26 protein-coding genes are annotated in these 23,927 nt (G+C 71.5%); 8 read left to right on the forward strand and 18 right to left on the reverse strand.

What is annotated here, in order from left to right; genetic code table 11:
- Nucleotides 1-3 precede the first annotated feature (3 nt).
- The 6 genes from OHA25_RS49520 to OHA25_RS49545 all read left to right on the forward strand — a co-directional run bounded on the left by OHA25_RS49520 (nt 4) and on the right by OHA25_RS49545 (nt 5,076).
- Nucleotides 4-981 (forward strand): zinc-binding dehydrogenase, encoded by a 978-nt coding sequence (locus OHA25_RS49520; RefSeq protein ID WP_327583800.1) that lies wholly within the window; start codon nt 4-6, stop codon nt 979-981.
- Nucleotides 978-1,919: a 3-carboxyethylcatechol 2,3-dioxygenase gene (locus OHA25_RS49525; RefSeq protein ID WP_327583801.1), complete on the forward strand. Its 942-nt coding sequence runs from the start codon at nt 978-980 to the stop codon at nt 1,917-1,919. Before OHA25_RS49520 ends, OHA25_RS49525 begins: the two co-directional genes overlap by 4 nt.
- On the forward strand, nt 1,916-2,677 hold the full coding sequence (locus OHA25_RS49530) for a 2-keto-4-pentenoate hydratase (RefSeq protein WP_327583802.1): 762 nt from the start codon (nt 1,916-1,918) through the stop codon (nt 2,675-2,677). Before OHA25_RS49525 ends, OHA25_RS49530 begins: the two co-directional genes overlap by 4 nt.
- Nucleotides 2,674-3,594: an acetaldehyde dehydrogenase (acetylating) gene (locus OHA25_RS49535; protein WP_327583803.1), complete on the forward strand. Its 921-nt coding sequence runs from the start codon at nt 2,674-2,676 to the stop codon at nt 3,592-3,594. The genes OHA25_RS49530 and OHA25_RS49535 overlap by 4 nt, the downstream gene beginning before the upstream one ends.
- Complete coding sequence (gene dmpG / locus OHA25_RS49540; protein WP_327583804.1) at nt 3,591-4,592, forward strand: 4-hydroxy-2-oxovalerate aldolase; 1,002 nt, start codon at nt 3,591-3,593, stop codon at nt 4,590-4,592. The genes OHA25_RS49535 and dmpG overlap by 4 nt, the downstream gene beginning before the upstream one ends.
- An 82-nt stretch (nt 4,593-4,674) precedes the next feature.
- The gene (locus OHA25_RS49545) at nt 4,675-5,076 is read left to right on the forward strand and encodes a hypothetical protein (RefSeq protein WP_327583805.1); all 402 of its coding nucleotides are present in this window, start codon (nt 4,675-4,677) and stop codon (nt 5,074-5,076) included.
- On the opposite strand, the gene OHA25_RS49550 is transcribed toward OHA25_RS49545, so the two are convergent.
- A complete protein-coding gene (locus tag OHA25_RS49550) occupies nt 5,057-5,761 on the reverse strand; it encodes a DUF4386 domain-containing protein (RefSeq protein ID WP_327583806.1) in 705 nt (234 codons plus the stop codon). The genes OHA25_RS49545 and OHA25_RS49550 overlap by 20 nt on opposite strands.
- Before the next feature lie 278 nt (nt 5,762-6,039).
- Between OHA25_RS49550 and OHA25_RS49555 the strand changes: the two genes are divergently transcribed.
- Nucleotides 6,040-6,579 carry a hypothetical protein gene (locus tag OHA25_RS49555; protein WP_327583807.1) on the forward strand — a complete coding sequence of 180 codons (540 nt, stop codon included), beginning with the start codon at nt 6,040-6,042 and terminating at the stop codon, nt 6,577-6,579.
- Between the two features lie 189 nt (nt 6,580-6,768).
- A complete protein-coding gene (locus OHA25_RS49560) occupies nt 6,769-9,549 on the forward strand; it encodes an AfsR/SARP family transcriptional regulator (RefSeq protein WP_327583808.1) in 2,781 nt (926 codons plus the stop codon).
- Here the strand turns inward: OHA25_RS49560 and OHA25_RS49565 are convergent.
- From OHA25_RS49565 to OHA25_RS49645, 17 genes are all read right to left on the reverse strand, one after another.
- Entirely contained in the window at nt 9,527-9,847 is a 321-nt protein-coding gene (locus OHA25_RS49565) for a winged helix-turn-helix domain-containing protein (RefSeq protein WP_327583809.1), read from the reverse strand. The genes OHA25_RS49560 and OHA25_RS49565 overlap by 23 nt on opposite strands.
- Nucleotides 9,844-10,269 carry a hypothetical protein gene (locus OHA25_RS49570; RefSeq protein ID WP_327583810.1) on the reverse strand — a complete coding sequence of 142 codons (426 nt, stop codon included), beginning with the start codon at nt 10,267-10,269 and terminating at the stop codon, nt 9,844-9,846. Before OHA25_RS49570 ends, OHA25_RS49565 begins: the two co-directional genes overlap by 4 nt.
- A 6-nt stretch (nt 10,270-10,275) precedes the next feature.
- Nucleotides 10,276-11,031, reverse strand: a complete 756-nt coding sequence (locus tag OHA25_RS49575) for an ABC transporter permease (RefSeq protein WP_327583811.1) — start codon at nt 11,029-11,031, stop codon at nt 10,276-10,278.
- 4 nt (nt 11,032-11,035) lie between these two features.
- The gene (locus OHA25_RS49580) at nt 11,036-11,974 is read right to left on the reverse strand and encodes an ABC transporter ATP-binding protein (protein ID WP_327583812.1); all 939 of its coding nucleotides are present in this window, start codon (nt 11,972-11,974) and stop codon (nt 11,036-11,038) included.
- An 80-nt stretch (nt 11,975-12,054) separates the two neighbouring features.
- Entirely contained in the window at nt 12,055-12,909 is an 855-nt protein-coding gene (locus tag OHA25_RS49585) for a lantibiotic dehydratase C-terminal domain-containing protein (RefSeq protein WP_327583813.1), read from the reverse strand.
- Between the two features lie 5 nt (nt 12,910-12,914).
- Nucleotides 12,915-15,359: a hypothetical protein gene (locus tag OHA25_RS49590; RefSeq protein WP_327583814.1), complete on the reverse strand. Its 2,445-nt coding sequence runs from the start codon at nt 15,357-15,359 to the stop codon at nt 12,915-12,917.
- Nucleotides 15,356-16,438 (reverse strand): hypothetical protein, encoded by a 1,083-nt coding sequence (locus OHA25_RS49595; protein WP_327583815.1) that lies wholly within the window; start codon nt 16,436-16,438, stop codon nt 15,356-15,358. Before OHA25_RS49595 ends, OHA25_RS49590 begins: the two co-directional genes overlap by 4 nt.
- Before the next feature lie 77 nt (nt 16,439-16,515).
- The gene (locus OHA25_RS49600; protein WP_327583816.1) at nt 16,516-16,695 is read right to left on the reverse strand and encodes a thiocillin family RiPP; all 180 of its coding nucleotides are present in this window, start codon (nt 16,693-16,695) and stop codon (nt 16,516-16,518) included.
- 13 nt (nt 16,696-16,708) lie between these two features.
- Nucleotides 16,709-16,879, reverse strand: a complete 171-nt coding sequence (locus tag OHA25_RS49605; protein ID WP_305916031.1) for a thiocillin family RiPP — start codon at nt 16,877-16,879, stop codon at nt 16,709-16,711.
- Nucleotides 16,880-16,893: 14 nt separating this feature from the next.
- Nucleotides 16,894-17,061 carry a thiocillin family RiPP gene (locus OHA25_RS49610; protein ID WP_305916030.1) on the reverse strand — a complete coding sequence of 56 codons (168 nt, stop codon included), beginning with the start codon at nt 17,059-17,061 and terminating at the stop codon, nt 16,894-16,896.
- A 23-nt stretch (nt 17,062-17,084) separates the two neighbouring features.
- Nucleotides 17,085-17,267 (reverse strand): thiocillin family RiPP, encoded by a 183-nt coding sequence (locus OHA25_RS49615; protein WP_327583817.1) that lies wholly within the window; start codon nt 17,265-17,267, stop codon nt 17,085-17,087.
- 6 nt (nt 17,268-17,273) lie between these two features.
- Nucleotides 17,274-17,972 carry a nitroreductase family protein gene (locus tag OHA25_RS49620; RefSeq protein WP_327583818.1) on the reverse strand — a complete coding sequence of 233 codons (699 nt, stop codon included), beginning with the start codon at nt 17,970-17,972 and terminating at the stop codon, nt 17,274-17,276.
- Entirely contained in the window at nt 17,969-19,621 is a 1,653-nt protein-coding gene (locus tag OHA25_RS49625) for a SagB family peptide dehydrogenase (protein WP_327583819.1), read from the reverse strand. The genes OHA25_RS49620 and OHA25_RS49625 overlap by 4 nt, the downstream gene beginning before the upstream one ends.
- Nucleotides 19,618-20,226, reverse strand: a complete 609-nt coding sequence (locus OHA25_RS49630) for a TOMM precursor leader peptide-binding protein (RefSeq protein WP_327583820.1) — start codon at nt 20,224-20,226, stop codon at nt 19,618-19,620. Before OHA25_RS49630 ends, OHA25_RS49625 begins: the two co-directional genes overlap by 4 nt.
- Nucleotides 20,227-20,233: 7 nt before the next feature.
- A complete protein-coding gene (locus OHA25_RS49635; RefSeq protein ID WP_327583821.1) occupies nt 20,234-21,565 on the reverse strand; it encodes a YcaO-like family protein in 1,332 nt (443 codons plus the stop codon).
- Nucleotides 21,566-21,737: 172 nt separating this feature from the next.
- Nucleotides 21,738-22,499: a hypothetical protein gene (locus tag OHA25_RS49640; protein WP_327583822.1), complete on the reverse strand. Its 762-nt coding sequence runs from the start codon at nt 22,497-22,499 to the stop codon at nt 21,738-21,740.
- Between the two features lie 3 nt (nt 22,500-22,502).
- Nucleotides 22,503-23,711: an ABC transporter ATP-binding protein gene (locus OHA25_RS49645; protein ID WP_327583823.1), complete on the reverse strand. Its 1,209-nt coding sequence runs from the start codon at nt 23,709-23,711 to the stop codon at nt 22,503-22,505.
- Nucleotides 23,712-23,927 lie beyond the last annotated feature (216 nt).

The raw sequence follows: 23,927 nt of genomic DNA on the forward strand, positions 1-23,927 counted from the left end.
GGCATGCTTGCCGCCACCGCCGTCTCCCAGAGCGCGACCGACCCGCTGGCCGGGCTCGTCCTGGGCGACGTACCCAGGCCCGAACGCCGGCCCGGCTGGTCGATCGTCCGGGTCGTCTCGTCCTCGCTCAACATGCATGACCTGTGGACCCTGCGCGGCGTCGGCCATCCGCCCGACCGGCTGCCGATCGTCCTCGGCTGCGACGCCGCCGGGTACGACGAGGACGGCAACGAGGTCATCGTGCACCCGGTCATCGCCGACCCGGACGCCGGCCGGGGCGACGAGACCCTCGACCCGAACCGGGCCCTGCTGTCCGAGCGGCACGACGGCGCCTTCGCCGAGTACCTGACGGTGCCCGCCCGCAACCTGATCCCCAAGCCGTCGTGGTTGTCGTTCGACGAGGCCGCGTGCCTGCCGGTCGCCTGGACGACCGCGTACCGGATGTTGTTCACCCAGGCGCGGATCACCGCCGGCGACCGGGTGCTGGTGCAGGGCGCGGGCGGCGGCGTCGCCTCGGCCGCGATCAAACTGGCCGTCGCCGCCGGCGCCGTCGTGTACGCCACCAGCCGCAGCGAGGACAAGCGGATCCAGGCTCTCGCCTGGGGAGCCCGCGCCGCGGTGCCGACCGGCGAGCGGCTGCCCGAGCGCGTGGACGTCGTCATCGAGACGGTCGGCGAGGCGACCTGGTCGCACTCGCTGAAGTCGCTGCGTCCCGGCGGCACGATCGTCATCGCGGGCGCGACCAGCGGCACGAACCCGCCCGCCGACCTCGGCCGGATCTTCTACCTGCAGCAGCGCATCCTCGGCTCCACCGGCTGCACCCGCGGCGAGCTCGTCGCCCTGCTCAAGATGATGGACGCCACGGGCCTGCGCCCGGTGATCGACCGCACGCTGCCGCTCGACGAGATCCACAAGGGCTTCCAGCTCATGATCGACGGGCGGCTCACCGGCAAGCTCGTCATTAAGGAGATCGCCTCATGAAAGCCGCAGCCGTCGGCTTGTCCCACTCCCCGCTCATCGGCAAGAACGACCCGGCGCCCGAGGTCATCGCGGCGGTGGACGCCGCCGTGGACGAGGCCCGGGCCTTCGTCCGCGCGTTCGACCCCGAGCTGGTCGTGCTGTACGCCCCCGACCACTACAACGGCTTCTTCTACAAGGAGATGCCGCCCTTCTGCCTGGCCACCGAGGCCGGCGCGGTCGGTGACTTCGGCTCGGCCGCGGGAGCGCTGTCGGTGGACGCCGGCGCCGCCCGCGCCTTCGCGCGCGGTGTGCTCGATCGCGGCGTCGACCTCACGATCTCGGCGCGGATGACCGTGGACCACGGGTTCGTGCAGCCGCTGGAGGTGCTGTTCGGCGGCATCGCGAACGTGCCTGTCGTGCCCGTCTTCGTCAACGGAGTGGCCACCCCGCTCGGCCCGGTCAGCCGCATCCGCGCCCTCGGCACCGCGATCGGCGAGGCCGCCGCCGAGTTGGACCGGCGGGTGCTGTTCCTCGGCTCCGGCGGGCTCTCCCACGATCCGCCCGTCCCGGTGCTCGACGGCGCCCCGCCGCGGGTGGCCGACGCGCTCATCGAGGGCCACCCGCCCACGCCCGAGCAGCGTGCGCGCGGTGAGCAGCGCGTGATCCAGGCCGGCCGCGACTACGCGGCGGGCTCGACCACGATGCTCCCCATCAACCCGAACTGGGACAACCTGGTCCTCGACACGCTCGCGAGTGGCCGCCTTTCCGACGTGGACGGCTGGAGCGTGGAGTGGATGGGAGAGCAGGGCGGCGGATCGGCCCACGAGGTGCGGACGTGGATCGCCGCGTTCGCCTCGCTCGCCGCCACCGGCAGGTACCGGATGAGCTCCCGCTTCTACCGCGCGATCCCCGAATGGATCGCCGGCTTCGCGGTCGCGACGGCGGAGGCCGCGCGATGACCGCCATAGACGAGGCCGTGGACCGGCTGGCGGACGCGGCTCTCACCGGCAAGCCGTGCCGGCCGGTCCGCGACCTCATCACCGACGTCGCCGCCGCCTACGAGGTGCAACGCCGACTCAACGCCCGCCGGGCCGGCGCTGTCACCGGCCGGAAGATCGGCCTCACCTCCCCGGCCGTGCAGCGGCAGCTCGGCGTGGATCAGCCCGACTTCGGCGTGCTGTTCGCCGACATGGAAGTGTCCGGCACCGCTGCTGTGGAACGCCTCGTGCAGCCGAAGGTGGAGGCCGAGATCGCCTTCGTCCTGGCCCGCGACCTCTCCGAGGACCTCGACCTGGCGGCCGTCCGGGCAGCGGTGGACTACGCGACCCCCGCGCTGGAGATCGTGGACAGCCGTATCGCGAACTGGGACATCACGATCATCGACACCGTCGCCGACAACGCCTCCAGCGGCCTGTACGTGCTGGGCTCGGAGCGGCTGCCGCTGAGCGCGTTCGAACCGGTCGAGGCGACGATGCGCATGGACGCGGGCGGCCGGATCGTTTCCGAAGGCAACGGGGCCGCCTGCCTCGGCGACCCGCTGAACGCGCTGCTGTGGCTGGCGCACACCGCCCGGGACTTCGGCGACCCGCTGCGCGCAGGCCAGGTGATCCTTTCCGGCGCCCTGGGACCGATGGTTCCCGTCTCCCCCGGTGTCACCGTACGAGCCGAAATTTCCGGACTCGGGGCGGTGGCCGTGACCTTCGAGGACGCCTCATGAACAAGACCAAGGTGGCCGTGATCGGCTCCGGCAACATCGGCACCGACCTGATGATCAAAGTGCTCCGCCTCTCCGGCACCCTGGAGATGGGCGCCATGGTCGGCATCGACCCCGACTCCGACGGCCTCGCCCGGGCCCGCCGTCTGAAGATCCCCACCACCCACGAGGGCGTGGACGGCCTCATCGCGATGGACGGCTTCGCCGGCATCGACATCGTCTTCGACGCGACCTCCGCCAAAGCCCACCTCGCCAACGCCGCCAAGCTGGAGCCCTACGGCAAGACGCTCATCGACCTCACCCCGGCCGCCATCGGCCCGTTCGTCGTCCCGCCGGTCAACCTCGACGCCCACCTCGGGGCGCGCAACGTGAACATGGTGACGTGCGGTGGCCAGGCCACCATCCCGATCGTGCACGCCGTCTCACGCATCACCCCCGTCGCCTACGCCGAGATCGTCGCCTCCATCGCCGCCAAGTCGGCCGGCCCCGGCACCCGCGCCAACATCGACGAGTTCACCGAGACCACGGCCGCCGCCATCGCATCGGTCGGCGGCGCCGCCCGCGGCAAGGCGATCATCGTCCTCAACCCCGCCGACCCGCCGCTCATCATGCGCGACACCGTCTTCTGCCTGATCGGCGACGCCGGCCAGAACGCCATCCGAGCCTCCATCGAGGAGATGGTCGCCGAGGTCGCCAAGTACGTCCCCGGCTACCGGCTCAAACAGGACGTGCAGTTCACGCCCATCGACGAGCCGGTGACCACGCTCACCCCCGCGCCGGTGACCACCCGGGTGTCGGTGTTCCTGGAGGTGGAGGGCGCCGCCCACTACCTGCCCGCCTACGCCGGCAACCTCGACATCATGACCTCGGCCGCCCTGCGCGTCGCCGAACGCATCGCCATCGCAGGAGCGACCGCATGAGCCTCTACATCCAGGACGTGACCCTCAGGGACGGCATGCATGCCGTACGGCACCGCATCACCCCGCACGATGTGGGCCGCATCGTCGCCGCCCTGGACGCGGCCGGCGTGGACGCCATCGAGGTCGCCCACGGCGACGGCCTGGCCGGCGCCTCCGTCAACTACGGCCCCGGCAGCAACACCGACTGGGAATGGATCGAGGCGGCCGCCGAGGCGGCGAACCGGGCCACGCTCACCACCCTGCTGCTGCCCGGCATCGGCACCATCGCCGAGCTCAAGCACGCCTACTCCCTCGGCGTGCGCTCCATCCGCATCGCCACCCACTGCACCGAAGCCGACGTCGCCGCCCAGCACATCACCACCGCCCGCGAGATCGGCATGGACGTCGCCGGCTTCCTCATGCTCAGCCACATGGCAGCCCCCGCCGAACTCGCGCGCCAGGCCAAACTCATGGAGTCGTACGGCGCCCACTGCGTGTACGTCACCGACTCCGGCGGCCGCCTCACCATGGACGGCGTCCGGGAACGCATCCGCGCCTACCGCGACGTCCTCGACCCCGGCACGCAGCTCGGCATCCACGCCCACCAGAACCTCTCGCTCGCCGTGGCCAACTCCGTCGTCGCCGTCGAGGAAGGCGTCACCCGCGTGGACGCCTCCCTGGCCGGGCACGGCGCGGGCGCCGGCAACTGCCCCATCGAACCGTTCATCGCCGTCGCCAACCTCAACGAATGGACCCACGGCTGCGACCTGTTCGCCCTGCAGGACGCCGCCGACGACCTCGTCCGCCCGCTGCAGGACCGCCCCGTTCAGGTGGACCGCGACACCCTCACCCTCGGCTACGCCGGCGCCTACTCCAGCTTCCTGCGCCACGCCGAGGCCGCCTCCCGCCAGTACGGCATCGACGTACGGACCATCCTGCTCGAAGTGGGCCGGCGCCGCCTGGTCGGCGGCCAGGAGGACATGATCGTCGACATCGCCCTCGACCTGCTCAAGACCTGAACACGTGGCTTCCAAGTCGCTCACAAGTATGGGGGCCTATCTCTAGGAGTGTCCGATTCACGCGTCATTCCGGAGTCCCCTCATGCGTCTGCTCACCCTCCTCACCGCCGCCATCCTCCCGCTGGGCGTGGCCGTCCCCGCCGCGGCCACGCCGGCCATCTGGAAGTGGCGCCCCGTCCATTCCGCCGACGGCATGGCCAGTGCCTGGGGCAAGGTGGCCATCAGCCAGTTCGGCTATGTCGTGTACGGCAACCTGGAGGACACCCGCGGCAAGGGTTGCGCCTGGGCCGTGCTGCGCGCCCAGGACGCCCGCAACGGTCGCTGGAAGGTCCACGGCTTCTACAACTGCACGCCCGGCACCGGGACCTTCCGCAAGAACTACGGCAGCGTCCTGCAGATCAAGGTCCAGGTCTGCCGCGGCACCTCCAAGCGCCCCACCGGCGAGTGCTCCAAGCAGAAGACCATCATGACCCAGGGCGGCTAGGCCCCCGCCCGCGCTCGTGCACGGCGACGTTCCACCCTTTGACCAGCAGCCAGATCATGAGCACGGGCTCCCCGACGAAGGTGACCATGGCCACGTCGAGCGAATAGCCCGGCACGAGGAGCACGCCAAGGCTGTCCACGAGATAACCGAGCCCCGCGATCACGAGGAGGACGCCTATCCACCTGGGCACATAGCGCGACTTGTACGCCAGGTATCCCAGGAGAGCCAGGTGAAGCGCGAAGAGGCTGAGGCCGGCCTTCCAGATGTCATCGAATGCGTTGATCTTCGACAGCACCTCGGCGGGTAAGACGCCGGTGCCGCCGAGGAGGGACGGCACCGCGGCGAGCTGGGCTATCGCAACGATGAACACTCCCCCGTACACCGCCCTGCACCAGGCCGCGAGTGTGGCGACGCCTTCGTTCACCGGCTTGAAGTAGACCAGCAGTGGCCAGGCCACGACCACGTCGAGCAGGGCGGCCAGGAGGAAGCCGGTCACGCCGTAGCGGAACAGGCCCTCCGCCTCGCGCAGGTCCCGCACGGTCCGCTCCGCGTCGCCTTCGGTGACGAGGGTCTCCAGGACGCCGAAGTTGGCGAGGCCTGACACGACGGCCATCGCCAGCAGCGCGATTCCCGCGGTCAGGCCGGCCCGGCGTATCGGCTGACGGGTTGTTTCCGACGCGGTCATGCTCTCTCCCACTTCGACGATGTAAAGCATTTTTGACATCCCCAACGTAACGAATCTTTGACGTCATGTCCAGAATCTTTTACATCATCTACATCATCGGCTTCGCTGGCTGCGCAGGCCTCCCTGGGCGGGATCCCTCCGGTTGCCCTTTTGCCGACACCGGACCGTCACTGTCCGTGTGAACGCGGCGTCAGGGGGTTATCTCTTCACGAAGAAGACCGTTTGCCGAAACCGTCCGATGGGGCACATCGTCACGCCGCCCTGACCGGAGGAGCCTTATGCCGATCCTCGCCCGGCTCACCACCGCCGCCCTGCTGATCACGCTCACTGCCTGCGCCAACCAACCCGCCGCACCGCCGGCGCCGCCCTCCGCGGCAACGGCAACGGCGGCCCCTGCGGCGACACCGACGGCGGCGACACCAACAGCGCCCCCACCGCCGACGACATCCCCCACCCCGGCTGCCAGCCCGCAATCGGCGGCCGATGGGAGCGATCTGGCTGCCTGCAAGGACGCCGACTGCGAGGTCGAAATCCGGGCAGGCGACCGCCTCACCATCGACGAGCGGTTCGGCGTGCAGCGGCTCACGATCAGCTCCCTCAACGCGGACGAGGCCGTTCTCACGCTTCTGGGTTCCACCGGCGGGCTGCGGGCCGAGGGAATGAGCGTGAGCGTCAGCGGCACCTGCGTCAACGGCCGCTGCCGCGACGAGGGCAAGCTCACCCTGACTCCGCACTCACCCGGCCGCATCAACAGCATCCGGCTGGAACTGCCCTACCTCACCGACGACCACGCCATTCTGCGGCTCACACGGAAGTAACGACGCGGCATTTCAGGCGCATGTAAGTGGATCTCAAGTGGACGGCAGCAGAATGAGCAAAAGCCAGAAGATCGGCCACGGAGAGCTACCATTGCCCACAAGCGGGTACGGTCCAGAACACTCCCACAGTATTGGGCGATCTTGCCGCAACAACTCAACGCAGTCACGGACGACACAAGAGGGGGCAGTGTGTCGTTGCGCTTCGGCATTCTCGGTCCACCCGTCATCTGGCAGCATGACCAAGAGATCCGCCTGACCACCCGCCGTTCGCGTGCCGTTCTCGCGCACCTGATCCTGAGCCCGTCCTTCTCCGCGTCCGTCGACCGGCTCATCGACGTCATCTACGGCGACGCGCCCGGCAAGAGCGCACGCAACCAGGTCCATCGCGGTGTGGGCGAGCTACGCCGGCATGGCGTCACCATCGAGGTGCACGACAACGTCTACACGCTCGACGCCGACGAGGAGACGATCGACGCGTTCGTCTTCGCGCGGCTGTGCGACCGAGGTCGGGCCGCCGCGCGGGCGGGCGACCACGCCGAGGGAGCCAGGACGCTTCGGGCGGCGCTGGCTCTGTGGCGGGCGCCCGCGCTGGCCGGGCTCGACAGCACGGCCTCGCTGACGGCCGCGTCGGCCTGGAACGAGCGGCGGCTGAGCGCGATGGAAGAGCGCATCGACGCCGACCTCGCGCTCGGCAGACACCGCGAGCTCATCGCCGAGCTACGCGACCTGACCGACGCGCACCCCATGCGCGAGCGCTTCTACGCCCAGCTCATGCTCGCGCTGTACCGGGCGCAGCGGGGCAGCGAAGCGCTGGCTGTGTTCGCCGGCCTGGAGCGGCTGCTGCGCGACGAACTGGGCACCGACCCCGACCCCGAGCTGCGCAAACTACAGCTACGCGTCCTGCGCCAGGATCCCGGGCTCGGCCGGCAGCGGCTTTCCGGGGTCAACGGGCCACGCCACGACGAGCCCGCCGCGCGGCCTCCCGCCGTGCCTCGTCAGCTCCCACCGCGCCCGGGTGCGCTGGTCGGCCGCGACGGCGAGCTGGCGGAGGCCGTATCCGCCCTGCGCGGCGGCGTGGGGCTGCTGGTGATGGCCGGACCCGGCGGGATCGGCAAGACGGCGCTCGCGCTGGAGGCCGCGCACCGGGTCGCCGGAGACTTCCCCGACGGGCAGCTCTACGCCGACGGCTCGGGCGACCCCGGCGAGACGCTGAAAGGGTTCCTGTCCGCGCTCGGTGTGCGCGAGATCCCCGACGGCGTCACCGCCAGGTCGGTGGCGCTGCGCAGCGCGCTTGCCGTCCGCCGGGTGCTGATCGTGCTGGACGGCGCGGCGGACCCGGGGATGGTCCTGCCGTTCCGGCCGGGCAGCGCGGGCAGCGCGGTCGTGGTGACCAGCCGCTCGGCGCTGGCCCTGCTGCGGGACGCGCATCGGGTGACCGTGCCCGCGCTCACCGGCGCGGACGCGAGGAGACTGCTGGCCGCGACCGTCGGCGAGGAGCGGCTGGCGGCCGAGCGGGAGGCGGCCGACAGGATCGTCGAGCTGTGCGCGGGCCTGCCCGTGGCGCTGACCATCGCCGCCGCCAAGCTCGCCGCGCGCCCCCACTGGCCGCTCAAGCACCTGGCCGACCGGCTCGCCGACCCCTCGGCCATCCTGGACACGCTGCGCCACGACGGTCAATCCGTACGGCCCACGCTGCGGCACGGCTACGCCGCCCTCTCGCCCCGGTTGCGTGCGCTGGCGCGGGCCATCGGCTGCTACGGCGTGCCGGAGATCTCCTCGTCCGTGGCCGCCGCGCTCGCCGGCCTACCTGTGGACACGGCGGACAATCTGCTGGCGGAGCTGGCGGAGGCGCATTTCCTGGTCCCCGAGGGCCCGGCGGAAGACGGTGGCTTCCGCTACCGCTGCCCCGAACTGCTGCTCGCCTTCACCGCCGAGCGGGCCGCCGCGGAGGACGCCGAGCCTGTGCGCCGCGCCGCGGTCGAGCGGGCGCTCGGCACGTGGCTGACCCTCGCCGACGCCGCCCATGCTCTGCTTCGCGGCAGAGACCACGCCATTCCCCGCGGCACGGCTCCGCGTCACCCCGCGGGCGGCGCCGAGCCCGGTCTCACCTGGCTGGCCGACCATCTCGACGAACTCATGACCGGCGTACGGCGAGCCGCGGCCACCGGCCTGGCGGAGACCTGCTGGGAGCTGGCGATCGCCCCGCTGGCGCTGCTCGAGACCGGCCCGCACTTCGCCCGGTGGCTGGAGTCCCACCAGCTCGCCCTCGATTGCGTACGGCAGGCCGGCAACATCAGGGGCGAGGCGGCGCTGCTGTACTCGCTCGGCCAGCGAGCGCTGCTGGTCGGTGACTACGTCAGCGCGGGCGACCACGCCGACCGCGCGCTGGAGCTCTTCGGGAAACTGGACGACCGCCACGGCAAGGGGCTCGCCCTGCGGTTGCGGGGCGACCTCCACCAGCTCCACGAGGACCTCGCCATGGCCCGCGACGCCTACGAGGAGGCGGCGAGCCTGCTGCGGGAGAGCGGCGACCCGGTGGCGGAGGCCGATGCGCTCGGCGGGCTGGCCATGGTGTTCCACAGGACCGGTGAGCAGGAGGAGGCGCAGGTCTGCCTCGGCCGTGCGCTCGAGCTGTGCAGTGAGGGCGGCAGCCTGCGAAGCGAGGCGCAGATCCGGCGGGGCCTGGCCAAGCACGCGGTCAGGACGGGCACGCTGGAGAAGGCGAACCTGGAGTTCGAGCACGCCCTGGACATCGCCAGGCACCTCGACGACCGGGTGATGCAGTCACAGATCCTCCTCGACCTCGGCACCACCCGGATCCTGCTGGGCGATCCCGAGGCCGCCCAGCAGACCCTGGCGTGCGCGGAGGAAATGGCGCTGAGCTCGGGGCTCGGGCGGGTGGTGGCCCGTACCAGGACGGCCAGGGCCTTCCTGGCGGCCGCGCCGGCTAGTCCTCCTCCGTCTTCGTGACGACCGCACTGCCGGCGATCTCCTGCAGCGCGCGCAGGTGCCGTTCGAAGGCGGCCCTGCCACCCGGGGTGAGTGACAGGTAGCTGCGGGGGCGCTTGCCCACGAACGTCTTGCGTACCTTGACGTAGCCGGCCGCCTCCAGCGTGGAGATCTGTTTCGACAGCGCGGAGTCGCTGATCTCGATGGCGTCGCGCAGGGACCTGAAGTCGGCCTGGTCCACTGCCGCGAGCGCGGCCACGATCGAGAACCGGACCGGCGCGTGAATGGTCTCGTCGAGTTCCTTGCGCGGGTGCTTCACTGCCTGCCTCTTGCCGCCTTGAGATCGAGATATCCGACCGCGAAGAAGGGCACGGCGGTGAGCAGCGCGCCGGGCAACCACCACGCCAGGGTTCCGGGGAAGACCGCGGCGCCGACGACCACGACCACCGAGTAGACGCCCGCCCCCGCCGCGCCGCAGATCTGGTAGAGGGCGGCGTAGTGGCGGGGCACCACGGGCCGCGAGCCGGTGTAGATGCCGAGCGCGATCAGCGGCAGCAGTCCCACCCCCATGATCGCGTAGCTGGCCGGAGGCGGCACGAGCACGCCGAAGACCAGCAGGATCGCCACCGCGGCCAGCCCGAGCACGAAGGAGACGGCGGCGTGCAGCCGAGCTTTGGCGCGGAGCCGGGAGCCCGCGGCTCCGGCATCGGACAGCGCGTGCGCCGCCTGTTCTCTATCCATGGTCCTTTACTCCTCTCCCTGATCCCATTTGAACGTCTTGACCGCCAGCCACGCCACCACCCCGGTGGTGCAGGCCACGACCAGCACCGAGAGCCAGACCGGGTGGAATGGCCGGCCGCCCGGCAGCTGGGTGGCCATCAGGTCGGCGTAGAAGGAGCTGGGCAGCAGGCTCAGCGCGGTGCCGACGGCCTTGGGGAAGAGCCAGAGCGGCAGTGTCAGCCCGCTCATGAACAGTGCCGCGAGCTGGACGAGCGTGGCTACGTTGGTGGCGGCGTCGGGCGAGGACATGCGCCCGCCGATGAGGTAGCCGATGCCCCCGAACATGGCAAGCCCGAGCAGCGTGATGCCGAGCAGCGCGGGCACCGCCGAGAGGTCCAGCAATCCGAGTGCGAGGGCCAGCGCCAGCACCAGAACGGTCTGGACCACGACGATCGCCAGGCGGGCGGGCACGTGGGTGAGCACCAGCCTGGCCCGGGTTATCGGCGTGGTGCCGAGCAGCCGCAGCGTGCCCTTGGCGCGCATCGCCGCCAGCGGGCCTGCCGTCATGGTGAGCGCCGCGCCGGTGACGGAGAGGTAGAGCGCCATCGGGACGACGATCTGCTCGAAGTCGGGGGCGCCCTCGCCGCTGGGCATGAGCTTGGCGATGGCGAGGAAGATCCCTGCCATGCCGAAGGGGAAGACCAGGACGAAAAAGAAGTATCTGCGGTCTCTGAGGAGTTCGCGGGTGTGCAAGCCCAAGAGCTCGCGGGTCGCTGAGGCCATGGTGTCATCCCTCTCCATGGATGTCGGCGAAGCTCGCGCCGGTGACGCGGCGGAAGACCGCCTCCAGCCCGGCGTCCCTGGTCTGGATCTGCCGCGCGCCCAGCCTCGTGGTGAGCACGGTGAACAGCGAGTCGGGGTCGGAGGTGCGCAGGCTGACCCTGGTGTGGCCGTTCTGCTCGTGCGCGGCCAACTCCGAGACGTCGGGGCGCGACTCGAGCTCGCCCAGCGCGGTGCCGGACACCACGGTGAACCGCAGCTCCTGATCAGGCGCATGCTGCCGGATCAGCTCGTCGGGGGCGCCGAGGGCGACGACCTTGCCGCTGTGCAGGATGGCGACCCGGCCGCAGAGCGTCTCCGCCTCCTCCATGGAGTGGGTGGACAGCAGCACAGTGCCGCCGGAGTCCCGATGGCCGCGGACCGCCTCCCACAGGTCCTGGCGCGCGTTGGGGTCCATGCCGGTCGAGGGCTCGTCGAGCACCAGCAGCCGGGGGCGGGAGATCAGCGCCGTGCCCACGAGCAGCCGCTGCTGCTGGCCGCCGGACAGTTTGGAGACCCTGACGTCACGCGAGTCGCCGAGGCCCAGCCTGCCGATGACGTCGTCGGGGTCGGCCGGGTCGGGGTAGAAGGAGGCCCACACGCGCAGCAGCTCGGCGACGGTCTGCTGCTCGAAGAGCGCGGCGTGCTGCGGCTGGACCGCGACGAGCCTGCGGATCTCGTCGCGCTGCGCGATCGGGTCGTAGCCGTAGACCAGGACCCGGCCCGAGGTGGGCCTGCGCAGCCCGACGAGTGTTTCGATGCTGGTGGTCTTGCCCGCGCCGTTGGGGCCGAGCAAGCCGAAGATCTCACCGCTCTCGATGCTCAGCGTGATCCCGTCCATCGCGGCGAGCCGGTCGTAGCGCTTCACCACGTTGTCGAAGACGACTGCCAGGTCATTCATGGGCATGGCGAGGAACCTCTCTCGTGGCGCCTGGCTCATCGCTTTCCACGATAGAAGTTACTTTCCAAACTGGCAAGTACTTTCCTTCACTGACAAGCGATGAGCCCCAGCAGGCACTCCTCCGCGGGCACGAAGCCGAGCCGGTTGAGGTCCATGTGCATGTACTGGAGCAGGAGCTCGGCCCGCGGGACGGGCACGCTCGCCGCCGCGGCGCCGTCGAGCACCGCGCGTACCGCCTCGACCTGCGCGGCCACGTCCGAAGGGCAGGCCGGGAGCGCCGAGGCGGTCTTGACGAGCAGGGCGCGGAGCCGGTCCTGGCCGGGGACCGCCAAGCGCAGCTGCCAGCCCCAGTGCGCGCGGTGCGCGGCCCAGAAGCCCTTGCGCTCCGGCTCCGGCAGCGTGTTCGCCAGCCCGCGCATGTAGGCCACGGCCAGCGCCGCCCGCTCGCCCGTGCGATCCAGATCCGTCAGCCGCGCGTCGGCGTACCAGGCGCAGGACGTGGTGAACAGCTCCTCGGCCAGCGCCACTCCGGCCGCGCCGCCGTACTTGCCGAGCTCGGGTGCGTACAGGCAGGCGGCGGCCGCGCGCCGGGCGGGAAGCGGGCCGGGGAAGTCGCCAGGGACCAGCCGCTCGACCGGCTCCGGCCGCAGGGCCGCGAGGAGGTCCTCCAGTTCGGGGAGGCGTTCGTGCATCCGGTCCACGCCGTCGGCCGGGCAGCTGAGTCGCAGGCGCAGGTGGTGGCCTGTCATGTCCCAATAGCGGACGAAGAACCAGCGCGCCGCGCCCTCGCGGTCCGCCTGCTCGCGCAGCCAGGGCACGAGGAGGCGGGCTGCCGGGTCCATGAGCTCGGCGCCGCCGGGATAGGCGCGGACGTACCACCAGTCCATACCGGACAACTCCCCCAGTCGCTCAGTGCCGGACAGCTCCCCCAGTCGCTCCATGCCGGTCAGCTTCCCTGTCGCGGCCAGTGCAGGAGCACGGCGTGCTCTGTCGCCCTGCGCCGTCCCGCGGCGTCGCGTTGCGGGTGCAGGTGGCGCTCGGGCAGTGCCTCCACGATGCGTACGTGGCCGGTCTCCGGCCGCAGCCACTGCGCCAGCGTGTCGAGCGAGAGCGGCGACGACAGCGACACCCACAACGGCTTGCGTTCACCGCCCATCCGCATCGTGGTGGCGCCGAGCTGGTGGACGAACACCTCCTCCGGCATGCCGTGGACCCGGCGGAACCGGTGTGCCAGGGACGCCAGCGCTGCCTCGTCCCGCCCCGGCTCCGGCAGCGGGAGCGCCCGCACGGGTGCGATCCAGGAGGCCCGGCGGGTGACGACCCGGCCGTGTGTCTCGCGGGGCAGCGCCACCACGTCCTCACCGCAGTGGGACAGCAGGTCGTACCTGGTCAGCGTGTAGTCGGAGTACGGCGCGGCGTTGACCCATGGATCGGCCAGGACCGCGAGCAGGCGGACGTAGGACTGGAGCAGGTGCTGCGGGATCAGCCCCAGGTAGGCCAGGCCGATCGGCGCGCCCCCCGGCTCCAGCAGCGACAGTGTGTCAGTGTCCCGGTCGTGCGCGAGCACCGTCGCTTCCAGTCGCAGCCCGCCGGGTGCGTCCGGCTCGCCGGGCACGAGCAGGGGCGGCAGCAGGCCCGCGCACTCGGCCTGGACGGTGTTGCACTCGGTCCACACCACCAGCTCACGGTGGCTCGCCCCGGGCCAGCAGGCGGCGACGTGACCGGCCAGCCGGGTACGCAGGTCCTCGCCCAGCAGCTCGCGGAAACGGGTGAACAGGCCACCGCTGCCGTAGCTGAAGTTGTTGACGACCATGCGATGGCGTCCGTCGGCCACGTCGGCCCAGTCGTCGGCCTCGAACTGGACCAGCAGTGCCGCGCCCGGTGGAGCGCTGGTGGGCCCGACCGGCAACCAGGCCCGCTCCCCCGGCGCGGCCCGGCTCCTCAGGTCCATGCCCACGGCCTGCTCGAGCGGCGTGTGGGAGTCGCCGTCCGTCGCGATGCGCATGAGGAACCCCAGCGGGTCGCGGCAGTGGCCGCCGCGGCCGTACTCGGCCACGAACCGATTCAGCAGCAGGTCGTAAACGTGTGAGCGGAAAACCCACGGTCGCATCCTGGCGCTGAGCGCCGTCAGGTCCTCGCGTACCGGGGTGAAAGCGCAGGGATCCGGAAGATCCGCATCGGTCTCCCGATCCTCGTAGATCAGCCCACCGGGCCGCTCCGACCAGGCCCTGGCCAGCTCACCGACGGCCTGGGCGGCATTCAGCCTGCCTTTCACGCCTTCCCTGCAGGCCCTGGAGCCGAGGTCGCGGGCGGAGCTCAGCGCGCCCGCGCCGATCCGTGCGGCCGGGGCGCCCGGGGCCTCTGCCGCCTGCCCGCCGGGTGCCCGCGCGGCCAGTGCCATCAGCGCGCCGAACGGCTCCTCGCCGCGCCGCCACGGTGGCACGGGGTGCAGCAGGCCGCTGTCCAGCAGCCGGACGAACCTCGTGAAGGGCCGAGCCCCGCCGATCGAGGCGAGGATCTCGTCGAGGGCACGGTCCTGCGCGCCCAGCGGGTCCAGCCAGCGGCGGGCGTGATCGGCCTCGACCACCCGGTCCTGCCGCCAGATGATGCCCTCGGCCGTCGACACCTCGCTGTGCAGGAGCAGCCCGGCGGGGGCGGCCGGTCCACCCGGCACGATCGGCGCGGCCCGGTAACGCAGCAGCCCCGCGGTCTGCTCGTCGTGTGCGAGCAGCCACAGCGCCCGGTGGGCGAGCGTCGCGGTCGTACGGCTGCGCGCCCGCCCCAGCCCGGCGGTCCCGGCCAGGCCCACCGTGGTCAGGCCGGACAGCGGGCTGGTCTTGACCGCGGCGCGGGAGACGTAGGAGTAGAGGGTCTGCCTGTCGCGTGCCGAGTCGCGGCGGCCGTATCTGAGCCAGTCGGGGGCCGTGAGGGCCAGGGAGCGGGCGAAGGAGGGATCGTCCAGGCTGCCACGCAGCCGCTCCAAGGCCGCGGCGCGGTCGACGGCGAGCTGGCTGCCGAGCTTGGCCAGCAGGCCCGCGCGGCCGCCGGTCAGCCGGATCCAGGCGTCGAGCAGCGTCCCGTCCTCCGGGGCCAGACGCGCGTGCGCACGGGCGGCGGTGCCGTCGTCCCACGGCAGCGCCCCGAGCTTGTTGACCGCCCGTTTGCCGGCGAGGACCCTGCGCCGCAGCGGCACGTCGTCATCGAGCCGCGGCACCAGGTCGAACAGGACGTCGATCAGCCGGGGGGCGAGCCGTTCCAGCTCATCGCCCGCCCGGGCGAGTTCGTCGAGCAGGTCGCGGGTCGGCGGCCCCACGATGTCCAGCGCGTCCGCGGGCAGCCCCGCGACCCTGGCGAGCACAGGACCCGACAGCCGGCCAGGCACGCCGCTCACCGGCCCGCCGCGGCCATGACGGCCTGGACCAGCATGGGCAGCGTGGAGATCATGGACAGCGCGAGCACCCCGACGTAAGCGGCGCACACGAGTCCGTAGGCCAGGTAGGCGAGCCGGGCCTTGAGCGCCAGGTTCGCCAGGTAGTTCGGCAGCGGCTTGGGCACGATCAGGGCGCCGAGCAGGGTGAAGGCGCGGCCCCGCGGGTCCACCAGGCCGGTGGCCGTCTCGATGGCGCTGTAGCCGTCGCTGGGGAGCAGCGGGTTGAGGTTGATCACCATGCCGATGAGCTGGAAGACCAGCAGGAAGGCGGCCGTGTGCTGGACGAAGCCGTCGGCCGTGAGCGCGACGACCGCGCTCACGCCGGTCAGCCAGCCGTCGCTCATCAGCCCGGCCAGCGCGAGCACGATCCGCCCGCCGCGGCCGCGCAGCCGGTAGGCGTCGGTGCGGTCGACGTAGGCGAGCGGCAGGAAGTAGAACAGCAGCGCCACCCCGAGCCCGCGGACGGGCACTTTGAGCACCTGCGCGACCAGCGCGTGCGCGCTCTCGTGCACGAGGACCGCGACGAGCTGCAGCAGCGCGGCCACGACGAACGCGGCGCCGCCGATCCGCTCGAACGAGGGCGGCGAGGTGAACACCGTGAAGGCGCCGAGCGAGAAGCCCGCGAGCGCGCCGAGCCCCGCCACCGCCACCAGCGCCCTGGCGTTCCAGCGGCGCAGCACCCTGGCTAGCGGTTCGAGCAGGACGGGCAGCGAGCGGGTGAGGACGATCCGCGGCATGAACATGGACGTGCGGATCCGCTTGCCGCTCGCGTCCTTGTCCTGCCGCTCCGCGCCGACCAGCAGGCCGCTCTCCTCCAGCCTGGTCAGGAAGTCCTCCACCTCGTCGCGCCGGCCGCCGCCGTCGCTCAGCAGGGCGATCAGCTCTTCGCGCGATCTGGTGCCGTCCAGCTGGGTGAGGACCAGCTGAGCGGCCCGGGTGACGCGGTGGTAGGCGCCGGTGACGGGGTCGTACACCAGCGGGCGGTCGTCCATCCCGGTGAGGAGCTCGAGGTCCTCGCGGAGTTTCGGTGCGCTGATCATTTCCTGCCCCTGGGTCGTTCGGTCAAGAGGCTGAGGCCGGCGCCGACCTCAGCCTGGTTTCCTGATCTGTCACCGCGTCAGGGCCCGTAGCACATCGCGGTCATGACGGATCCCGCGGTGCTCGGGCAGCTCGCGGTGCCCAGCGTGGATGTGGTGCTCAGGGTGGCCAGCGCCACGCCCTCGCGGAACTGTTCGAGCTCGAGCCCGTCGTCAGGGAGCTGGACGGCGCTCAGGTCGAGGTCCTCGTGGTGCGTCATCGGTGTCCTCCCCTCACCATGAGTAGGTGGAGGCCGTGGTGAAGCTCGACGCCGAGCTCGCCGGGCAGGACGCGGACGAGGCCGTGCCCGCGCAGGCGAAGCAGCCCAGGGCGTTGCCCTCGGGCAGCTCCTCGATGGCGAGCGCATCGTCGAACGCGTACAGTTCGACCTGGTGTTCGTTCATGGTCATCCTCCTCATCAGCCGAAGGTGGAGGCGGTGCTGACGCTCGCGGCCGAGCTTCCCGGGCAGGAAGCGGTCGACGCCGATGACGCGCAGAACCAGCTGCCGAGCGCGTTGCCCTCGGGCAACTCCTCGATGGCGAAGCCGTCGTCGAACGCGTAGAGCTCGATCGGCTCGGAACTCATGGGGATCACTTCCAATCTGTTGATCATGTGTAGCTCGAGAACGAGCCGAAGGACGAGGCCGACGAGGCCGGGCAGGACGCGCTGGACACCGTCGAAGCGGTGGAGGCGGAGTTGATGCAGGGACCCGCGGCGGCGGCGCCGTCCGTCAGGGACTCCAGTTCCAGCGATTCCGTAATCGCGTATAGCTCGAGGTGGTCGTTGTCCATCTTCTTTCACTCCCTTCTCTGGTCGCGGAGTTCTCGCCCGACTGCCAGGGCGAAGACGTGGTGACGGCTGGTGCCGTCGGCGCGCAGCGGCCGCCGGACCGCGGCGGGGATGAAGCCGGCGAACACTGTGCCGGCCAGGCCGAGGGCGATCGCCTCGAGCCACATCGTGTAGGCGGCGGCACCGGCGCGCCCGAGCACGAGGCGGTAGCCGTGGGCGCCGTGCGCCCGGTCGGCCTCGGTCAGGTCCACGGCGATCGAGACGATGGCCGGGGCGTGGCAGAACTCCGTCTGCAGCGTCAGGTTCTCCAGCTCGTCCGGCGGCGGCAGCGGCGCGACCGGTGAGAAGACACGCCGCCCGGCGTCGAAGCGGAACATGGCCGGCTCGACACCCGCTACGTCGAAGGCGACCACGTCGGTCTGCAGCGGTTGTTCGCCGGGCCAGGCGTCGGCGTCGTCCCTGATCCCGCTGACGATCACGTCCGCAAGCAGCTCGGCGGGGATCGGTTCCTGGGCGAAGAAGCGCTGGGAGCGCCGCCGTACCAGGGTGTCGAGCAGGTCGGCGCGGCTGCCCGCGTGTCCCCCGGCCCGTACGTCCGGCCCGATCGGCGCCGGTCCCACCGGAGCCGGGGCGACGGCCGCCATGCCGTCCGGCGGGACGCGGAATGCCTGGATGAGCTCGGTGGCGAGCGCGTGCGCGTTGGTCATCGGCTCTCCCCCAGATCCGCTACGGCGGTGATCGGCTGCACGTCCGGGTCGATCCCGAGCAGCGCCGCGACGGCGGTGTCGTCCCACCGCCCGCGTAGGCGGAAGCCGACGCCCAGGGCCCGCGCGGTGAGCCGGCCGGCGGCCTGCGCGCAGCCGCTGTCCAGCAGCACGATGCGCAGCGCGAAGGCCGCGTACTTGCGCGCGACCTTGCTGAAGTCACCGGTCAGCACCAGGCTCGCGGGGCTGTCACCGGCCGGAACCTGGTCGGCCGGCACCTGGTCGGCGGGCATGTTCTCGGCAGGCAGGGTTGTGGCCGACAGCCAGGCGAGGCGATGCTCGGGCGCGACGTAGCCGTACAGGCCGGGCTCGATTCCCGGGACGTCGCGGACCGCGACATAGGCGACGACCGATCCGATGTTGCCCCCGCTGGCCGTCCACCGGAACAGCCGCTCCTTGCTGTCGGCCTTGACGCCGGCCGTCACGGCCAGCAGGAGCGAGAGCCGCTCGGCGTCCAGCTTGGCCGACGCGGGCCGGGCCAGCAGCTCGAAGTCGGGCGGCGGCAGGTCGACGGGCCGGGCCGAGGGCCAGGTGCGCGCGATGCGCTGCAGGGCCATGTTGGAGGGCTTGTAGTGCATCTGGTGGGCTTTGAGGTCCGCGTGCTCCTTCGGCGGGAACGCGATCGCGGCCTCGTAGCGGGCGGCCAGCGGAGCGCGGGCGAGCGGCGTGCCGTGCTCCCGCGGCTGGGCCGAGCAGTCCGGGCATCCTGGCCTGGTCGCGGCCGACAGGTCACGCTGGGCCAGCGTCTCCAGGTCCACCGAGCGCCAGCGCATCGGCAGCGGCCCGGTGACGGCGCGCGAGACGTACGCGAACAGGTCCCTGGCCAGCAGGCCGGCCGCCAGCTCGGCGTCGCCGTTCGCAGTCTGCCTGCCGTCCGGTTCCTCTTCGGCCACGCGGCAGGTCATGCAGGCGGTCACGCGCGGGTCGACCAGCGGGCCGAGCACGGCCGTACGGCCGTGCACGCGCAGCCGCAGCAACGGCAGCCCCCGCTCCCAGCAGTCCCGCGCGGGCCCTTCGCCGCCGTCGTCCACCCACACCGCGAGGGTGGTCGCGGCGTCCGGCACGGCACCCGCGGCCAGGCTGACGCGGAGCGCGGGCGTGAGCTCCTCGGCCAGCGCGGCGGCGGCGCGTCCGGTGCCGAAGACCTCGACGCGGGCCGCGGCGAGCCTGGCCGCCGCCTGCTCCCAGGCGGGGTTCGCGCCCGTGGAGTCGCCCAGCCGGGACAGGAAGTCCGCGAGGTCGGGGCTGACCTGCGGCGCCGGCCCCTCGGGCGGCCCTTCCTCGATGACCCCACACGTCCACAGCAGCGACAGCGCCTGGAAGACCGATTCCTCCGGTATCCCCAGCTCACCGGCCAGCTCGGCGTGGCCGCGCACGCCGTCGAGCAGCGCGAGCAGGCCCGGCAGCAGCTCGGTGGCGGACCTGCCGCGCAGCAGCTGCCGCTTCGGCCCTCCGGTCACCACCACCTGATCGGCCTCATAGTCGATGGCCAGCCCGCGGCGCATCCTCGGCCTGAGCGGGACGCGGATCTGCGGGTCGAACCGGGCCGCCGCGCCCATGGCCGCTGCGGTGATCATGGATTCGCCGGTCATGCCCGCACCCCTTCGAACATGCGGCGCAGCTCCGCCGCCGCGTCCCTGTCGGCCTTGCGGCAGCGCGGGCAACGGTCCACCGCGACGACGCCGGCGCTCGCGGTCGCCCCGTCGACCTGGCCGAACGTGCGTACCGTCGCGCCGATGGAGCCGGGCGCAGGGCCGCCGCCGCGGGCCTCGTCGATCGCCTGGCGGGCGAACCCGGCGGCGATGGCTACGTGGTGCTCCGGGTAGCCGGTGACGGGGCGCTCCCCGGGACCCGGCGGCCGCCCGTGCTGGGCGCGGCGCTTGACGTAGCAGGAGTGGCAGGCGGTGCGGCCCGGCACGACGACCGGCCCGCAGCGCACCTCGGTCGCGGTCATCGTGACCGGGAACCAGGGCACCCGCCAGGCGTGGGCCGCCCGGTCCACCGCCTCGGCCAGGCGCGGCCGGTCGTGCGCGGTGGCCAGCACGATGAGATCGGCGTACGGCCACAGGCTGGGATGCGTGCCTTCGTCGGCGGGTTGCACGGCTGTCCGGACGCCGACGGGGCAGGTACGGCGGAGCCGCCCGGCCACGGCGTGGCCGAACGATCCCGCGGCGAGGATCAGCAGGGAGTAGCTCACAGGCACCTCATGCGAACGGCTGGGGCAGCGGGTTGACGTCGGCCTCGCGGAGCACCGGATGCCCCATCGCCGCCGGAGCGGCGTAGAGCCGGGGATGGGCGAGGTAGCGTGCCCGATGGGCGAAGGACAGCGGCATCAGCTCGGGCACCAGAACACGTACGACGCTCGCGCCGACCTGCCTGGCCTCGTCCGTGGTGAGGTCCACGGCGACGACCTCGCATCCGGCCCGGTGCAAGCGGTCGAGCAGCCACGCCAGCGACTGCTCCCCCGGGCCCGGGCGGGGCAGGTCGGATGGCGTGCGCACCGGCCGCGGGCCCTCCAGCAGGAAGTCGAAACGGTGCCGCCGATCGAGGGGGCCGGACTCCAGCGCGCCGGCGACCACGCCGAGGACCTCGCCTGGCTGGGTCGCGCGCCTTCTCGGGCTCATCGCCCGCAGCGCGATGCGCAGCGACGCGGCCTCGCGGAACAGCTTGGCGACGGCCCGGCCCGGGTCCACGTCGCAGGTGGCGATCACGACCTGGGCGAGGTCCCGGTCGTGGTCGGCGAGTTGCAGCCCGTAGACGACCGGCACGCCGAGGTCGGTGGTGGCGTCGAACAGCAGCGTGCGGATGTTCTCCGAAGCGCCGCGGTCGACGTAGGCCCGGTGCTCGGGCGCGAGTTCGTCAGGGTCGAGCTCCAGCCGGGGCAGCCGCAGCCGCTGCAGCCAGGTCAGGCTGATGGAGTCGCGCTCGACGACCTCCAGCAGGCCGTTGGTGACGGCCGACAGCGGGTCGGCGTGCGCGGCGCAGCCGGTCGAGACGTTGTGCGTGTACCGCTCGGCCGCGGACTCCGGCGGGAACTTCAGGTAAACCTGGACGGCGGGCACGTAGACCGGGCGGCCGCGGGTGAAGGACCACCCGAGGACCCACCGGAGTGGGACGCGGGGGTCGCTGGGCACGAGGCCGCAGCGCGGGTCGGCGAGTTCGGCCGCCGAGCAGGCCGGCCACCGCGCCGGCGGGATGGCGTCCTCACCCAGTTCGTCCGCCGTCGCCCAGACGAGCCTGTCGGGGTTCCACGCGCAGGAGGAATACCGCTCCAGGGACTCCGCGATCGCCAGGTGTGCGGCGGTCTCCCGGTCGAGGGCTCCACCCGCCCCGTCGAAGTTGCCCGACGATGGGTCGTGCTCCCACCCGGCCTGCACGCTGAGCGCGGCGCCCGGGTTGCCGAGCGCGCCTGTGTAGATCGGGAAATCGGGCTCGCCCTCAGCGCCGGGTAACCAGGTCAACCGCGACACCAGGCCGTAGGGCGAGACGAGCTTGCTCATCTCGCGTAGCGACGCCGGGACGACGTCGGCCTTCATGATTGAACCTCCCCGTAGTGTGCGAGGGGCCGTTTCCCCCGAGGGGCGCCCGCGCTTGTCCCAAGTCTCACCTTTGTGCACTTCCTCCTCGCTTCCTCGCGTTTCCGCAGGTGAAGCCGGGACGCGAAGAGCCGCCCCGGCCCGGCGGACCAGAGCGGCTCGTACGCGGATGTCAGGCCAGGTCTCTGCGGGAGTGCACCACACAGGCGGCGGCCACCACGACCGCCACCATCGCCGCGAAGACGGCGAGCCCCGGGAGCGGCCCGAGCACGCCGATGATGGAGGCGTTGGCGCCCACGGTCTTGAACGGCAGGTACGCCGACACCGAGCTGGGCAGCACGAACAGCAGGACCTGCTCGAAGCCGAGCGCCCAGATCAGCAGGGTCGCCACCGCCGCGGCCGTGCTCTTGAACAGCAGCCCCACCGCCACACCGAGCACGGTGGCCAGCGGGATCGCGAGCAGAATCGCGAGCAGGACCACGAAGCCGCCGCCGGACACCGGCGCGAAAGGCCCCGCGGCGCCGATGAGACCGCCGAGGTAGCCCACGACCAGCCCGGCCAGTGCCACGACCAGACCGGCCGCCGCGGCGGCGGTGAACTTGGCCGCGAGCAGCCGCCCCCGCCACGGCACCATCACGGAGGCCACGCGCAGGGTCCCGTTGCGCAGATCGGCGGTGGCGATCAGGACGCCGATGACCATCGTCACGTACAGCAGCACGTCCGACGGGATCGCGATGGCGTTGACCGAACCACCCGCAGTGGACCCCATGTCGCCGCGAGCGATCAGCGGGATGTTCCCCTGGGCGTCGATGGAGCCGGCGATGACCAGCGCGCCCGCGCCGGTGAGGAGCATGGCCACGACCGCCGCGACGAGGTAGGCGGGAATGGTACGAATCTTGATCACTTCTGCGGACACGATGTCGGCGAAGCTCATGAGCTATCCCACCTCCCCTTGGATCTCGCTCCGTTCGACCGTGGCCTTGGCGAACGCGGTCTGCAGGCTGCGCTCCTCGGCGAGGCCGAAGACCGCGACGCCCGCGTCCCTGGCCAGCTCGCCGAGCTGCTCCGCGGCCAGGCCGGTGACCTGCAGCCGCTGGCCGTCGGTGTCGAGCACCTGACCGCCCGCCTGTATCACGGCCGCGCCGAGTGCCTGCGGCTTGTCGGTCATCACCCGGATCGTCTGGGCCTGGAAGCGCTCGATGAACGCGGCGGCCGAGCCACTACCGATGATCTTGCTCTGCGCGATCACGACGAGGTCGTCGACCAGGTCTTCCAGCTCGGCCAGCAGGTGGCTGGAGACGAAGACCGTCCTGCCCTGGTCTCTGAACGTACGCAGCAGCTCCTTCATCCAGGTGATGCCCTCGGGGTCGAGGCCGTTCATGGGCTCGTCGAGCATGACGATCTCGGGGTTGCCGATGAGGGCTATGGCCAGCGCCAAGCGCTGCCGCATGCCGAGGGAGAACCGCCCGGCACGCTGGCCGGCCACCTTCGTCAGGCCGACGCGGTCCAGGAGCGCCTCGGCCTGGCCGGCGGGAACCCCGGCCAGTTTGGCCGCCCACCTGACGCTGTCGATGGCGCGGCGGGCCGGGTGCGCGCACTCGGTGTCCAGCGCCGCACCGATCTTGCGGGCGGGGACCGGCCATTCGCCGATCGGCTTGCCATCGATGAGCGCGGCTCCGGAAGTGGGGTGATCGAGCCCCAGAAACAGCCGCATAGTGGTGGATTTACCCGCGCCGTTCGGCCCGAGGAATCCGGTTATCGCCCCCGATCTAATGGCGAAGCTCGCGTTACTTACCGCGAGGACAGGGCCATATCGCTTCGTTAAGTTCTTTGCCTGCAGCATCGGCTTCATGCTCAGCGCAACCACCACTTCCGAGTCGCACACCCCGTGAGAGATATGTCCGTTTTGTGTCGTAGATAGTGATTTATGAGGACATGTGAAGTTGGCGGCCCAAGAGAGAACTTTCCCCCGATCTCTCGCTTGAGAAAACATGCAAACATCGGTGAATTCGCCTGTCAATCGCCGATCCGACGGCCATTGGGGCTCCAGCTTGGCCGCAGAGATCCTCTTGCAGAGGCCTTGAGCTGCATGAACACCGATCGATCGGCCCGATTGCGGGCAACCCTGGAAGCTGGGGGGTTCCATCTGGTAGGGGAGGCGACCTATGATGCGGTCGTGGCCCGAGTCCTTTATGTCACCCTTATGGGCTTACTCCGGCACTAGTCTGTCTACATATTCGGCGAAATATTGGTCTTTAGTTCGCCATTGTGGCTTGCTACGCTGATGAGCATTCTGGGGGGAACTCAGGCCGCCAGCCGCTGCACGACTGAGAGCGCGAACGGGGAAGCATGCACGGCGAAC

Source organism: Nonomuraea sp. NBC_00507 (assembly GCF_036013525.1).
Taxonomy (GTDB): domain Bacteria; phylum Actinomycetota; class Actinomycetes; order Streptosporangiales; family Streptosporangiaceae; genus Nonomuraea.